The 13,358-nt window shown below is 68.2% G+C and carries 13 protein-coding genes; 6 read left to right on the forward strand and 7 right to left on the reverse strand.

From position 1 onward, the window contains the following. Positions 1-97 precede the first annotated feature (97 nt). Together RAB70_RS18205 and RAB70_RS18210 are read left to right on the forward strand one after the other, a co-directional pair. The gene (locus tag RAB70_RS18205) at positions 98-595 is read left to right on the forward strand and encodes a YgjP-like metallopeptidase domain-containing protein (RefSeq protein ID WP_148828785.1); all 498 of its coding nucleotides are present in this window, start codon (positions 98-100) and stop codon (positions 593-595) included. Positions 596-662: 67 nt separating this feature from the next. Further along, positions 663-1,373 (forward strand): rRNA pseudouridine synthase, encoded by a 711-nt coding sequence (locus RAB70_RS18210; protein ID WP_148828784.1) that lies wholly within the window; start codon positions 663-665, stop codon positions 1,371-1,373. Positions 1,374-1,474: 101 nt separating this feature from the next. Here the strand turns inward: RAB70_RS18210 and RAB70_RS18215 are convergent, their stop codons facing one another. Continuing rightward, on the reverse strand, positions 1,475-2,281 hold the full coding sequence (locus RAB70_RS18215; protein ID WP_148828783.1) for an SGNH/GDSL hydrolase family protein: 807 nt from the start codon (positions 2,279-2,281) through the stop codon (positions 1,475-1,477). A gap of 506 nt (positions 2,282-2,787) precedes the next feature. Here RAB70_RS18215 and RAB70_RS18220 point away from each other — a divergent pair. Next, complete coding sequence (locus RAB70_RS18220; RefSeq protein ID WP_148828797.1) at positions 2,788-4,389, forward strand: PQQ-binding-like beta-propeller repeat protein; 1,602 nt, start codon at positions 2,788-2,790, stop codon at positions 4,387-4,389. Positions 4,390-4,636: 247 nt separating this feature from the next. Here RAB70_RS18220 and RAB70_RS18225 read toward each other — a convergent pair whose 3' ends face one another. Further along, the gene (locus RAB70_RS18225; protein ID WP_265530034.1) at positions 4,637-5,497 is read right to left on the reverse strand and encodes a TonB-dependent receptor; all 861 of its coding nucleotides are present in this window, start codon (positions 5,495-5,497) and stop codon (positions 4,637-4,639) included. Continuing rightward, positions 5,392-7,551, reverse strand: coding sequence for a TonB-dependent receptor domain-containing protein (locus RAB70_RS18230; RefSeq protein ID WP_265530036.1), 2,160 nt, complete (start codon positions 7,549-7,551; stop codon positions 5,392-5,394). The genes RAB70_RS18225 and RAB70_RS18230 overlap by 106 nt, the downstream gene beginning before the upstream one ends. A 720-nt stretch (positions 7,552-8,271) precedes the next feature. On the opposite strand from RAB70_RS18230, the gene RAB70_RS18235 reads away from it, so the two are divergent. Then, positions 8,272-9,672 (forward strand): serine protease, encoded by a 1,401-nt coding sequence (locus RAB70_RS18235; RefSeq protein ID WP_026143237.1) that lies wholly within the window; start codon positions 8,272-8,274, stop codon positions 9,670-9,672. A gap of 132 nt (positions 9,673-9,804) precedes the next feature. After that, positions 9,805-9,972, forward strand: coding sequence for a hypothetical protein (locus tag RAB70_RS18240; RefSeq protein WP_170268178.1), 168 nt, complete (start codon positions 9,805-9,807; stop codon positions 9,970-9,972). 103 nt (positions 9,973-10,075) lie between these two features. Here RAB70_RS18240 and RAB70_RS18245 read toward each other — a convergent pair whose 3' ends face one another. From RAB70_RS18245 to RAB70_RS18255, 3 genes are all read right to left on the reverse strand, one after another. Continuing rightward, entirely contained in the window at positions 10,076-10,249 is a 174-nt protein-coding gene (locus RAB70_RS18245) for a DUF1328 family protein (protein ID WP_017908222.1), read from the reverse strand. Positions 10,250-10,402: 153 nt separating this feature from the next. Continuing rightward, complete coding sequence (locus tag RAB70_RS18250; RefSeq protein ID WP_148828782.1) at positions 10,403-10,978, reverse strand: glycoside hydrolase family 108 protein; 576 nt, start codon at positions 10,976-10,978, stop codon at positions 10,403-10,405. 101 nt (positions 10,979-11,079) lie between these two features. Next, a complete protein-coding gene (locus RAB70_RS18255) occupies positions 11,080-12,054 on the reverse strand; it encodes a lipase family protein (RefSeq protein WP_148828781.1) in 975 nt (324 codons plus the stop codon). Positions 12,055-12,343: 289 nt separating this feature from the next. Between RAB70_RS18255 and RAB70_RS18260 the strand changes: the two genes are divergently transcribed. Further along, positions 12,344-12,832 carry a pyridoxamine 5'-phosphate oxidase family protein gene (locus RAB70_RS18260; RefSeq protein WP_010342308.1) on the forward strand — a complete coding sequence of 163 codons (489 nt, stop codon included), beginning with the start codon at positions 12,344-12,346 and terminating at the stop codon, positions 12,830-12,832. Between the two features lie 172 nt (positions 12,833-13,004). Here the strand turns inward: RAB70_RS18260 and RAB70_RS18265 are convergent, their stop codons facing one another. Continuing rightward, positions 13,005-13,349: a hypothetical protein gene (locus tag RAB70_RS18265; RefSeq protein WP_148828780.1), complete on the reverse strand. Its 345-nt coding sequence runs from the start codon at positions 13,347-13,349 to the stop codon at positions 13,005-13,007. Positions 13,350-13,358: the final 9 nt, after the last annotated feature.

Consider the following 13,358-nt stretch of genomic DNA (forward strand, 5'->3'; position numbering starts at 1 on the left):
GAATCGGGAGCCGCATGATACCCGCAGCGCCGGTGCCCGCCCGCGAAGGCCGCACACGGCGGATGCCCCGCCGCGCGCGGCAGGCTAAGGTGGCGGGATGGACACCCTGCGCTACCTCGTCGGCTACCCACCCCAGGTCCTGGACCAGGTGCGCGAACTGATCGCGCGCCAGCGCCTGGGCGACTGGCTGCGCCGCCGCTACCCCGAGGCCAACGCGGTGCGCACCGATCGCCAGTTGTACGACTACACGCAGGCACTGAAGGACCGTTGCGTGCGCAGCGCCGAGCCGCTGCACAAGGTGATCTACGACAACCGCCTGCAGGCGGTGAAGCATGCGCTGGGCACCCACACCACGGTGTCTCGGGTGCAGGGCGGCAAGCTCAAGGCCAGCCGCGAGATCCGCATCGCCGGCGTGTTCCGCGACGCGCCGGCGGCGTTCCTGCCGATGATCGTGGCCCACGAACTGGCGCACCTGAAGGAAAGCGCGCACAACAAGGCCTTCTACCAGCTGTGCGCACACATGACGCCGGACTACCACCAGTTGGAGTTCGACCTGCGTCTCTACCTGACCCAGTTGGAGCTGGCCGAGCGCTGAGATGCCATCGCGTGCGGCCGCCGCCCGGCGCCCGTACACTGCGCCCCCACCGATCACCACAGCCCCGATGTCCAGCCCCGTCCGTCTCGACAAGCATCTCGCCGCCCTGCTGCCGTGTTCGCGCGGCGAGGCGCAGCAGTACATCGAGGGCGGCTGGGTCAGCGTGGACGGGGTGGTGGTCGAGGAACCGCAGACACCGATCACTACCCAGCAGGTGGCGCTGGCGCCCGACGCGCAACTCGGCCCGGCGCAGGCGGTCACGCTGCTGCTGCACAAGCCGGCCGGGATGCGCGCCGAGGATGCGATGGCATTGGCGACGCCCGGCAACCGCAGCGCGCTGGATGCCAGCGACATGCGTGTGCTCAAGCGCCATTTCCTGCGCCTGAGTCTGCCGCTGCCATTGGAGACCGAGGCCAGCGGATTGCTGGTGCTGAGCCAGGACCGCCGCGTGCTGCGGCGGCTGAGCGAGGACGCGGCCACGCTGGAGCAGGAGTTCGTGGTGGAGGTGAGCGGCACGTTGCAGCCCTACGGCCTGCATCGGCTCGCGCACGGCCTGCGCCATGGCCAGCGCACGCTGCCGCCGTGCAAGGTCAGTTGGCAGAGCGAACAGCGCCTGCGCTTCGCGATCAAGCACGTGCAGCCGGGCCAGTTGCACGACATGTGCGCGCAGGTCGGGCTGGAAGTGACCGGCCTGCGCCGCCTGCGCATCGGCCGCATTCCGCTGGGCAAGCTGGCGCCGGGCGAGTGGCGCTATCTGCCGGAGGGTGAGCGGTTCTGAGGGATTGCGGGTGCGGCCTCGCCGATCGTTGTTTCCGGCGGTCGTACCCTCACCCCAACCCCTCTCCCGGGGGGAGAGGGGCTAGGAGCGCGCGCGGTGACTCAAGGCTTTGCCAGCGCGCGCTGGATCGCCTGCTCGGCCAGTGGCGCCATCACCGCATAGCCGGCGTTGTTGGGGTGCACGCCATCGATGGCCACGGTCTTGTCCATGCCGCCGTCGCGGTTGCTCAGCTTGCTGTAGTAGTCCAGGTACACCGCGTCGTGCTGCTGCGCGTACTGCTGCATCCACGCGTTGAGCGCACGCACCTTCTGCGCCGGCTGCAGGCCCGGCCGCCACGGATAGTCGGTGACCGGCAACACCGAAGCCAGCACCACCTTGATGTGATGCGCCTGCGCAAGCTCGGTCATCGCGCTGAGGTTGTCCTCGATCATCTCCAGCGTGGACAGCCCGGTGTTGCCGGCCAGATCGTTGGTGCCGGCCAGGATCACCACCACCGCCGGCTTCAGGTCGATCACGTCCTGGCGGAAGCGCACCAGCATCTGCGCGGTGGTCTGCCCGGAAATGCCGCGATTGACGTAGGCGGACTTGCCGGGGAAGAACGTGGTGCCTTCGCGACGGCCCCAGGCGTCGGTGATGGAGTCGCCGTAGAACACCACGCGCGGCGCGTCCGCTGCCGGCGCCGGCAACGCGGCATTGTCGGCGCGATAGCGCTGCAGTTGCGCCCAATCGAGGAGGCGCTGCTGCATCGCCTTCACTTCGTCGGGCTTGAGCGTGTCCGGCGCACGCGTGTACAGCGCATCGACCTTGCCCTCCAGCGCCGCGGTGGACACGGGCGTTGCCGCCTGCACGGCGCCGGCGGCCGTGGCGCACAGCGCGATGGCGAGGGACAACAGCGAGGGGCATTTCATCGAGGCATTCCTTGTGCGGACAACAGTGATCGCACAGTGTAACCAACCGCTCGCACCGCCCATGCGGCGCCGCCGCAGCGCACTGCGGGCACGTCGGACTGCACCGCGATTCAGCCCGCGCTCACGCGGCGAATCCGGCACACGGGATCGATGGCGCATATCGCCACGCGCCACGCGGACGCAATCTGCCGCGCCGTGTCGATGCGCGGCAACACGCGGCCGCGACGGCCATCGCAGCCTGCGACGACATGCGTCACGCGCGTGCCGGCACGATGACAACGCGATGCCGCCGCCATCGTTTTTCGCTATCGCAGCAACCTTTTGCAAAGGCCCTAACTTTTTCGTAAGTACATGACACGCAAGGATTTTCACTTCTAGGATGGCCGCGGACGTGACGGGGGGATCCTCACTCCCAAGCCCGAAGGACATCCATGAAAACGCGTGATGCACACCAGAACCACTCCCGCCTGCGGCTGGCGTTGATTCCCGGCTTGATGTTCAGCGCAATGGCGATGGCGCAGTCCGCAGGCACCGCAGCGGCGACGACCGACACCAGCGCCGCCAGCGCACAATGGCGCAGCACGTTCTCCGGCGGCACGCCGTTCGCCACGCACAGCCTCTGGGACAGCGCCGGCGGCGGCTTCCTCAACACCCGCTTCGCGCCCGGCGAATGGCAGATCACCCCATTCAACGCCAAGCGCCTTAAGACCGCGTGGACCTTCACCACCCAGGGCGACGTCTCGGCCACGCCGACCGTGCAGGGCACGGCGCTGTACGTGCCGGACTGGGGCGGCCAGCTGTATCGCATCGACACCGACCTGGGCAAGGCGGTGTGGCAGGTGAAGCTGGCCGACTACACCGGCATCGCCGGTTCGCTGTCGCGCAACAGCCCGGCGATCGCGCGCGACAGCGTGCTGGTCGGCGACCAGGCCAGCGGCACGGTGCTGGCGATCGACAAGGCCACCGGCAAGCTGCTGTGGAAGACCCTGGTCGAATCCAACCCGCAGGCGCGCATCACCGCCTCGCCGGTGATCTACGGCGACCGCGTCTACGTCGGCGTGTCCTCCGGCGACTGGGGCGGCCTGAGCGCCGGCTACAAGTATTCCTTCCGCGGCAGCGTCGCCGCGCTGGACCTGAAGACCGGCAAGCTGCTGTGGAGCTTCCGCACCACGCCGGAGGGCTACACCGGTGCCTCGGTGTGGGGCACGCTGGCGATCGATCCGCTGCGCCAGCGCGTCTACGCCACCACCGGCAACAACTACTCGGTGCCGACCGAGGTGGCCAGCTGCGTCAAGAACGCCAACGGCGACAAGACCGCGCAACTGGCGTGCATGGCGCCGGACAACTACGTCGACTCGGTGCTGGCGCTGGACATGCGCAGCGGCAAGCCGGTGTGGACGCGCCGCCTGCAGGGCGCCGACGCCTGGTCGCTGTCGTGCCTGGTCGCGCCGACCAATGGCCTGTGCCAGGACCCGCAGGGGCCGGACTACGACTTCAGCGGCGGCGGCGCCAACCTGTTCACCGCGATCCGCAACGGCAAGCCGCAGGCCCTGGTCGGTGCCGGCCAGAAGAGCGGCGTGTACTGGGCCTTCGACGCCGACACCGGGCAGACCGTGTGGTCGACCCAGGTCGGCCCGGGCGGCACCGCCGGCGGCATCGAGTGGGGCTCGTCGGTGGATCCGTTCTCCGGTCGCGTGTACGTGGCCATCAACAACAACGAGCACACGCCGTACACGCTGGCGCCGGGCAACACCGAGACCTGGAACGCCGGCTCCTGGGCCGCGCTGGATGCGGCCAGCGGCAAGATCCTCTGGCAGGTCAAGGTGCCGGGTACCGATCCGGTGCAGACCGCGTTCGGCGCCGGCGGCCGCGGCCCGCTGGCGTCGTCGCCGGGCCTGGTCTATGCCGGCTCGATGTCCGGCGCGATGACCGTGCTCGATGCCAAGACCGGCGCCACCCTGTGGAGCTTCGATGCCGGCGGTTCGGTGTCCAGCGCACCGGCGATCGTCGATGGTGCGGTGTACTGGGGCGCCGGCTACAGCCGCTTCAACTTCGGCACCGGCGTCAACAAGCTGTACAAGTTCGTGCCGTCGAACCGGCGCCGCTGAGCGCAGCTCAGGACCGCCTCTTCGGTTGTAATGCCTCTCCTGCGAATGCCTCTCCTGCGCAAGCGGGAGAGGCTGTTGCACGACGATCGAGCGCATCGCGAAGCGCAAGGCGTCAGGTGAGATCACGTGGCGCGCGTACGCTTGGACAGCGCGCGCTGCGACGAGAGCTGACACGAGGCAACGCCAGGCCCATGAAGATCCGGCGCGCTCCACTTCCCGCGAAGCCCGCCGACGATCAGCTGACCGCTCAGTTGAACGTGTAGTCCAGGGTCAGGAACATTTCCCGGCCGTTGTACTCGCTCGCGGTCTGCCCGGTGGTGACGAACTCGAAGCCGCCGGCGTAATACGGAATCGCACCGACCTTGTCGAAGATGTTCGACACGGTGAGCTTCGCATGCAGGTCCGGCGTGACCTGCAGGCCGACCGAGCCGTTCCAGGTGATCCAGGCCGGCGCGTGGCCCCGATAGGTCGTATCCGGCACGGTCACCTGGTTGCCGTCCTGGGTGACCTGGCAGACGCCGGTGGACACCGTGTTGCCGCCATTGGACACCGTGACCATGCCGGGCTGGATGCCGTTGGGCAGCACGTCGCAGCCGGCGTAGTTGGGGGCGCGCATGCGGCCATTGCGCACGCCGGAGATCGACACGTTCCAGCGGCCCTTGGTCCAGTCGGCGATCCAGGTCATGCGGCTGGCCACGTTCTGATAGCGGGTGTTCTGCAACGGATCCGACGCCAGCACGCGCTGCTTGTACGACAGGTTGTTGGTGTAGTTGATGCCGGCGCGGAAGTCGCCGTAGCCGTCGGTGTGGAACTTGTAGTCCAGCGTCGCATCGACGCCGGCCACGTACAGCGAGGCTTCGTTGATCGGGCCCGATTGCACCGACACGATCTGGCCGTTGGCGTCGCGCTTCACCATCTGGGTGACCATCCGGCAGTACTCCGATCCGGCCACGTGCGCCGTGTACGGCGACAGGCCCGACGTCCCGTTCGGCTTCAGCCCGGTCAGGCAGCCGGCCTCGTCGGCCAGCACGGTGTCCTGGCCCAGGTACTGGATGGCGTTGTCCACGCCCATGTTCCAGTAGTCGGCCGACACCGACAGCCCCTGCACGCCCGGCACCTGCCAGACGAAGCCGTAGGGGTCCAGGAGTGCCCGGTCTGCGGCAGCAGCAGGCGGCTGCCGTTGGTGTAGAGCGTGTAGTACTGCGACCCGGGACGCTGCACGCTGTTGCACCAGGTGTTGTTGTTCTGCCCGGCCTTGATCGCGTTCACGCACTGCAGCGGGTCGGCGTAGAAGCCCACCGGCGAGGTCGAACCGGTCAGGTAGATGGCCTGCATGTCCGGCGCCTTGAAGTTGGTGCCGTAGCTGCCGCGCAGCAGCAGACCGTCGTACGGGCGCCATTCCAGGCCCGAGCCCCAGGTGCGCGCGATGTCGGCACGGCTGGCGTCGTTGTACTTGTCCAGGCGGCCGGACAGCGTCCAGGTCACCGACTCCAGCACCGGCACGCGGAACTCCGTGCCCAGCGAGAAACGCTGCCGGGTGCCGGCACCGGTGAGGTAGGCGCCGAACGGGTTCTGGAAGGTGGACGGATCGGCCGCACGCGGGTCGGGCGAAAGCTTGAAGCCGTTGTGTGCGGCTTCGAGCACCGCGGCCCAGCCCACCGACCGATCGGCCCAGGGCAGCTTGAACAGGTCGCCGTTGACGCGCAGTTGCGCCTGGTCGAGCCAGGACGACGCGGTGTTCACGCCGGTCACCGCGAACTGGTCGTACTGCTTCGGGGTGATCGGGTTCCAGAACTGCTGCCAGTTGAAGGCGTAGATCGGCAGGCCGTCGGCGGTGGTGCCCTGCTGCTGGCCGAGGAAGAAGTTGTTGGTGGCCTGCGCGTTGTAGCCGGTGAACTCCTCGCGGACGATGTACTTCTGCGTGTTGAGGTTGAGGTCCCAGTTGAAACGGCCGTCGAACACGGTGCCGCGCAGGCCGGCCTGCAGGTTCCAGTTGCGCTCGCGGTCGTAGGTGTTGGCGCTGACGCCGATCTCTTTCTGGGTCAGCTGGCGGATCACCTGGTTGACCGTCTGCCCGGTGGTCTGGTCGTAGAACGGGCCGGCGCTGAACACGTTGAGCTGCGTGTTGGAGATGCCCACGGTCTGGTACAGCGCGGCCGAGCCGTAGAACTGCAGACCGTTCTGGAAGTCGTACTCGCCCGACAGATAGCCGCTGTTGCTGATGCTGCCCGGGGTCAGCACCCAGTTCTGGAACAGCGCCGGCTGCGCGCAGTAGAAGCCGTTGTCGGTGACGCCGGTGACCTGGGTGCCGTTGGTGGTCACCGAGTGCGACTGGGTCAGGCGCGAGTTGGTGAACTTGTCGCAGGTGCCGGCGGGCGGCGTGATGTAGCGGCCGTTGGCGTCGGTGGCCGACAGGGCGATCGCGCCGGCGGCATCGTACTGGTAGCCGAACATGCGCGAGGCCGGCCCCCAGGCGCCGTAGCCCGCGTCGGCCACGGAATCCTGGTAGGACCTGTCCATGCCCCACAGCGCGCTGCGGTTGGAGTGCTCCAGGTTGTAGGTCACGTGCCAGTTGTCGCCCGCGCGGCCACCGACGTAGTTGATGTCGCCGTATCGGCGGCCGCCACGCGTCGCGCCGCCCGCAGTGACCTGCAACTGGTTGCCCTGGTAGTCCTTCTTCAGGATCACGTTCACCACGCCGGCGACCGCGTCCGAGCCGTAGATCGACGACGCGCCGGAGGCCAGCACTTCGATGTGATCGATCATCCCGGTGGGGAGGTTGTTGAAGTTCTGGAAGTTGCTCTGCTTGTTGAGCGGCTGCGGGTAGTCGACCACGCGATGGCCGTCGATCATCAGCAGGCTGAACCCGGGGCCGAGCCCGCGCAGGTTCACCGAGCGCGCGTTGACCGAACTGGAGCCCCACGAGGCCGGGTCGGACACCTGCTGGCCCACCTGCGGCAGCGAGTCGAGGAATTCCCACAGCGTGGTGTAGCCCTGCTTCTTGATCTCTTCGCCGGTGATGGTGACCACCGGCGCAGGGCCTTCGACCTCCACCCGCGGGATCAGCGATCCGGTGACCGTCACCGCCTTGAGTTCGACCGGCTTGTCGGCCTTGTCGGTGCCACCTGGCGGGGGCGCACTGTCGGGCGCGGACTGCGCCATCAGAGAAGGCGCCCACAGCGCGAGCGCAACGGAACTGGCGACGAGTCCACGCCGGAAAGCGGTTCGTTCACTGGTCTCCCCCCACAGGAGCGATCGATGTTGGAGATGTGCCGAGCCCGCCCGATTCCCCTGGCCTCGCGCGGGCCGTCCGCAAGGCGGTGCATAAAAGAACGAAAAGTTCATATATGCGACGCCAGCGTTATAGGCCGAATTTGAATCGATGCAAGCTGCGTCGCAGCACGCCAGATGCCGATTCAAGTGATTGAATCTACTGAAATTTGTCGGAAAGATTGCAGAAAGGTGACAACCGGTCAGGACCGTGCTCGGCGGGAGCGTCCGCGCCTTGCTTCATGCGGTTCGGCGGGGCGGCCTGAGCAGCTGATGCGCGTGTGCGGGGGGACTGGCCGACGTCCGTGTCGACGTGTCGATCAGGCCGCTCCAGATAGCGCTACCCATCCTGTCCTTCCCAATCGACAGGCTCCTATCCGCATTGCAGCGCGCATGCAACGGTGCCGCTGCGGCATCGCAGCGCCGTGCGCTTCTTTCGCGCCATCACACGCAATGTGAGCAGCTGTCTACGAAACCGGCCCTCCGAGCGTGACGCCTGACACGCAATCGCTCTGGCGTCGTCCGTAGCCTCGGCAGGCACCCTGAACTCGGGTGCAATGGCATCCGGTCCCCTGCCGGATGGTCTCGTCCCTCTTCGCAGAAGGAAGATCGATGAATCGCAAGCATGCGTTGTACCTGGCGTTGCTCGCCGGCATTGCCGGCATGTCCCCCGCCGCCATGGCTGCCACTCCCCCAGCAGCCGAAATGGATTCCGCCCCGGTCGAAGCCCGCCCGGATGCCGCCGCGCTCGGTGGCGCGGAACTGCGCAGCCTTCCCCCGGGCAGCGCGCACGCCCCCCGCCTGATCGAACTGGCCGCGCCCGACAGCAGCAAGGCCGCGGCGATGAAGCAGGCACGCGGGCAACAGGTCAAGCACGGCCAGCCGCTGCAGATCGGCTTTTCCCGCGACGTCGCCAAGCCCGACATCAACCTGCGTCGCCTGCGCTGGCAGACTCTGCCCAACGGCGCCCAGGTCACCAGTTTCGAAATCGCCTCGACCAACGCGCAGGCGCTGCGCGCAGCGCTGCAGCTCAGCGGCAGCGGCGCCCAGCCCGGCGATCCGCGCAAGGCGACGCTGCGCTTCGCCGGCGACGACGGCCGCGTGTTCCAGCAAAGCGGCGCCGAGTTCGCCGGTAGCCAGCCCGGCTGGTCGGCGGTGATCGCCGGCGCGCGCATGGTGGTGGAGATCGAGCTGCCGGCCGGCCAGTACCCGCAAGGCTTCGCGCTGAAGATCCCGCAGCTCTCGCACCTGGACATCAGCCCGGTGGCCAGCGAGACGATGATGCGGCCGATGATCGGCGAGAGCGATTCGTGCGAGCGCGACATCGTGTGCCGCGCCAACCCGACCTCCGGCTTCACCTCGGCGGCCAAGTCGGTGGCGCGCATGACCTTCACCAGCGGCGGCAGCACCTACCTGTGCACCGGCACCCTGCTCAACAACAGCAATTCGCCGAAGAAAGCGATGTTCTGGAGCGCGGCGCACTGCATCAGCACCCAGACCGTGGCCAACACGCTGCAGACCTACTGGTTCTACGACGCCACCACCTGCGGCGGCTCCACGGTCAATTCCAACTACACCACCCTCGGCGGCGGCGCCTACCTGCGCTATACCAACACCACGCGCGACACCACGCTGCTCGAGCTCAAGAGCGCTCCGCCGAGCGGCGCGTTCTACGCGGGCTGGAGCAGTTCGGCGATCGGCTCGACCGGCACCGCGATCGAGGGCATCCACCACCCGGCCGGCGACGTCAAGAAGTACTCGCTGGGCAAGGTCACCGCGCTGTCCAGCTCCATCGACGGCAAGTCGCCGCTGTATCGCGTGCAGTGGAGCACCGGCGTCACCGAAGGCGGCTCGTCCGGCTCCGGCCTGTTCACCGTCAACAGCAGCGGCGCCTATCAATTGCGCGGCGGCCTGTATGGCGGCACCTCGTACTGCAGCGCACCGAGCGATCCCGACTACTACTCGCGCTTCGCCGACGTGTATTCGTCGATCCAGCAGTATCTGAGCCCGTAAGCCAAGGTCCGGGAGGGCCGTACTCCCGCACCTGCGCCTAGGACAGGCCGTCCCGATGACGGCCTGTCCGTTTCGCACGCCGAAGCCGCGCAGCGGCTACACTCAGGGCATTCCCCTGACGGCAGACATGCATTGGCCAAGCCCAACTACTCCTTCGAAAAGCGGCAGCGCGAGCTGGCCAAGAAGAAACAGCAGGAAGAAAAAGAAGCGCGCAAGCGCGAAGCGCGTGCCGCAGCGGCCAAGCCCGCCGCCGACGACGAAGCTGCAACGCACGAAACGGATACCGCCAGCGACGCCTAGGCCTTCAATGGCACAGCAAGCGCCTGCCGACTGCCACAGGGCCTCGCTCTACGGACCTGTCGCGCGACGCACCTGCATCGACGCGACATGCCCGGCCTGGTGCCTAACTGACCTTCTTGGCCAGCATGGTGCCCAGCACGAACAGCACCAGGGCGATGGCGATGCCGGCCCAGAACAGGAACTTGGCGACGCCGATCGCCGCGCCCGCCACGCCGCTGAAGCCGAGCGCGCCGGCGATGAGTCCGATGATGGCGATGATGATGGCCCACTTGATCATGATGCGGTCTTCCCGAAAACGAGGACAGGCGCACGCCGTCATCGCGTGCGCTGGCGTCGGCAGATGGCCGACGCTGGTTCGGGAGACTAGACAGCGCGGCATGCGCATGCGGTGAAACGCAGATGCACGCGCCGTGCACGGCGCGGCGTCGCATCAGGCGGTGCCAGTCTGCGCAGGCGCCGACGCATCGGCCGGCAGGCTCGCCGGGAACCATTCCGCGCGGCGCAGCCAGCCGGCCAGGAACTCGGCGTCGGCCGGACGCTCCGCCACCAGGCGCTGGTAGTAGGCGATGCGCTGCTGCCGGTACTGCGCGTACACCTGTGCCGTGTCCGCACTGGCAAGCGCCGCCAGGGTCGCCGGCCCCATCTGGCCATCGACCGCCAAGCCGGTCGCGCCCAGTTGCTGCAGGACGCGCTGCAGCAGCGAGATCGCGACATCGCCGGCATTGACGTAGAAATCGAACACGAGCTCGGCCACCGTCTGCGAGGCGATCTGATCGGCGCCGATCCTGTCCCAGTAGTCGTGCTGGTAGATCGTCGCGGCCTGCTGCACAGTCAATGCGCGCAGGTTTTGCAGCGTCGGCGCTTGGCCCAGCAGCGCTTGCGCGCAGCGCTGGAAGGTGGCCAGGGTGATGCCGTGGTTGGTGGCGCCGCCCGGATCGGTCGGATCATCGACGAAGCCGCCCTCGAACCGCAGCAGCTGTGGGAGATACAGGTCGAACGATGCCATGGCGACGTCCTCGCGATCGATGGGCGGTCAGCGTGGCACCCGCGGCGGCACCATGCAGTGACCGCGGGCACAACGGGCGCGCCGCCAGGCCGCGCACGCACTCACGGCGTGGCCGCCGCCGGCGACGCCGCTGCCCCCTCCGGAAAGCCCAGCGCCTGCTCGGCCGCTCGCGCGGTCAGCGCCATGTCCGCCCAGGCCGGATGCGGCGTGGTGGGCGGGATCTGGCTGCGCATCAGCCGCTGCGGATCGGTCTGGTCGGCGAAGGTCCCGCTCCAGGCCTGCGGCGTCTGCCACAGGGCGTGCTGCAGCACGACCTGCATGTTGGCGATGGAGTGCCGCGGCAGCAGATGCGGGAACCAGGCGCCGTTGACGTCGTAGGCGGTGCGGAACGCCTGCCCCACCGACGCATAGCCGAACATGGACGGCGGCAGCGACGGCGCGTAGTCCCAGTAGTTGTAGCAGCGCGTGCTGTCGGCCGCGGCGATATGCGCGGCATAGGCCTGCTCCCAGCTCGCGTCGCCGACCATCGGGCTGCAGAAGTTGATGTTGCGGCTGGGCAGCCCCGGCCGGCTCAGCGCCAGGTCCAGCGAGAACAACTGGCTCAGCGCGCCGCCCAGGCTGTGCCCGGTGACGTAGACCCGGGTCGGCGCGAAGTGCTCCAGCAGCGCGAACAACTGCGCGCGCATCGAGGCGCGCATGGCGGTGCCCCTGCCGTTGTAGATGCCGTAGAACCCGGCCGACACCTGCGGCACCGGCGTGACGGTACCGGCGCTGGGCACGAAGGCGGTGGTGGAGAAGTCCAGGTCCTCGTAGATGTCCAGGTCCGAATCGGTGCCGCGGAACGCGAACAGATAGGTCCCGGCGGTGGCGGTGGAACGGAACAGCAGACCGAACAGCTCCTCGCTGCCCCCCAGCGGGTCGCCATCCCAGCCGGACCAGCGGGCGACCAGACGGTAGTCGGACGGCGCCGAGACCGGCTTGCCTTCGTAGGCCGCGTAGGCGGCGATGCTGGCGGCGGCCATCGCCAGGGTCAGTTGCGGCGGCAACAGCGGTTGCGTCGCGGGAATCGCACTCATCGGCAAACGTCCTGTCGGAAAGCGGCGCGTGCCGCGGGCAGTCGGCACACGCCTTCCCTGCGGAACCGTGGTCCGTCCGCCACGCTGCATGCGTGGCGTGGTCGCTTAGTACCACTGGGGATCGGCGCGATGCTTCGATACGCATCGCAGCGCGCTGCACGTCGCCGCACTTGTCTACAGGGGTACGCGCGCACCGGCTCTGCACGTGGCCTGCACCCTCCCGTCACGGACTGCGCGCGCCCCCGCAGGCACAGTGCAGGCGGGCACTGTCGCCCGCTCGGAGATCCGCATGGCCAGCCCGCAGGAACTGGAAGAGAAATTCTGGAAGGCATTGAAGTCCGACCGCACCGTGATGCTGGGTCTGGACGGCGTCGAGGACGGCCACGCCCGGCCGATGACCGCGCAGTTCGAGGGCGATCGCGGCGGCCCGATCTGGTTCTTCACCTCCAAGGACAACGCGCTGGTGCAGAAGCTGACGCAGAGCCAGCGGGTGATCGCGGCGTTCAGCGCCAAGAACCACGACCTGTTCGCCAGCATCAGCGGCACGCTCAGCGTCGATAACGACCAGGCGGTGATCGAGCGCCTGTGGAACGGCTTCATCGACGCCTGGTACGAACAGGGCAAGGACGATCCGAAACTGGCGCTGCTGCGCCTGGACCCGGATCACGCGCAGATCTGGCTCAACGGTTCCAGCCTGATGGCCGGCATCAAGGTGCTGTTCGGCATCGACCCCAAGCGCGACTACCAGGACAAGGTCGCCGACGTGCCGCTGCGCTGAGGCAGACGCGCTCGCCACGCCGCCGTCGCGCCGGCTGCATGCGTGCAGCCGGGGCATCCCGCTCGGCCGGCCGCCTCCTGCCCGCCGGGCGCATCGGGTCTGCATGACGTCGAGAAAACGCGCCGCGCTTCATGCGAGCTGCGCATGGCGTCGACCGCGCCGAAGCAACGGGTCATTCGGCCTTTAGCAGTCCACGGATCGCATCGCGCAGCACGGCTTCGGTGGCTCGCAGGGCACGATCGACCTGGTCTTCGGCCGCCGCCTCCGCCAGCCGCAACCACGCCTGCGCCCCCGCCGCGTCAGGGTACCGCGTGGCCATCAATGCCCGGCAGCGCGGGCGCAACGCTGGAGCGATGGCGCCACCTTCATGGACGGCGATCGTCGCCAACGGCGCCAGCAAGCAGATCAGCCTCGGCGCCAGCGTGGACACGACAGGGATCCGCGCCTGCGTCGGCGCATGCTGTCTCGCGCTGTCGGCTGCGCCGACCTCCCGTCGCATCGCCGGGTAGCCGAGCATCGCTTCGGC

The organism is Xanthomonas sontii, assembly GCF_040529055.1.
GTDB classification, from domain to species: Bacteria; Pseudomonadota; Gammaproteobacteria; order Xanthomonadales; family Xanthomonadaceae; genus Xanthomonas_A; species Xanthomonas_A sontii.

What these genes read in the sequence shown, in the direction of transcription:
- RAB70_RS18205 (WP_148828785.1), top strand. Translation starts at nt 98, where the DNA reads ATGGACACCCTGCGCTACCTCGTCGGCTACCCACCCCAGGTCCTGGAC.
- RAB70_RS18210 (WP_148828784.1), top strand. Translation starts at nt 663, where the DNA reads ATGTCCAGCCCCGTCCGTCTCGACAAGCATCTCGCCGCCCTGCTGCCG.
- RAB70_RS18215 (WP_148828783.1), bottom strand. Translation starts at nt 2,281, where the DNA reads ATGAAATGCCCCTCGCTGTTGTCCCTCGCCATCGCGCTGTGCGCCACG.
- RAB70_RS18220 (WP_148828797.1), top strand. Translation starts at nt 2,788, where the DNA reads ATGGCGATGGCGCAGTCCGCAGGCACCGCAGCGGCGACGACCGACACC.
- RAB70_RS18230 (WP_265530036.1), bottom strand. Translation starts at nt 7,551, where the DNA reads ATGGCGCAGTCCGCGCCCGACAGTGCGCCCCCGCCAGGTGGCACCGAC.
- RAB70_RS18235 (WP_026143237.1), top strand. Translation starts at nt 8,272, where the DNA reads ATGAATCGCAAGCATGCGTTGTACCTGGCGTTGCTCGCCGGCATTGCC.
- RAB70_RS18245 (WP_017908222.1), bottom strand. Translation starts at nt 10,249, where the DNA reads ATGATCAAGTGGGCCATCATCATCGCCATCATCGGACTCATCGCCGGC.
- RAB70_RS18250 (WP_148828782.1), bottom strand. Translation starts at nt 10,978, where the DNA reads ATGGCATCGTTCGACCTGTATCTCCCACAGCTGCTGCGGTTCGAGGGC.
- RAB70_RS18255 (WP_148828781.1), bottom strand. Translation starts at nt 12,054, where the DNA reads ATGAGTGCGATTCCCGCGACGCAACCGCTGTTGCCGCCGCAACTGACC.
- RAB70_RS18260 (WP_010342308.1), top strand. Translation starts at nt 12,344, where the DNA reads ATGGCCAGCCCGCAGGAACTGGAAGAGAAATTCTGGAAGGCATTGAAG.
- RAB70_RS18265 (WP_148828780.1), bottom strand. Translation starts at nt 13,349, where the DNA reads ATGCTCGGCTACCCGGCGATGCGACGGGAGGTCGGCGCAGCCGACAGC.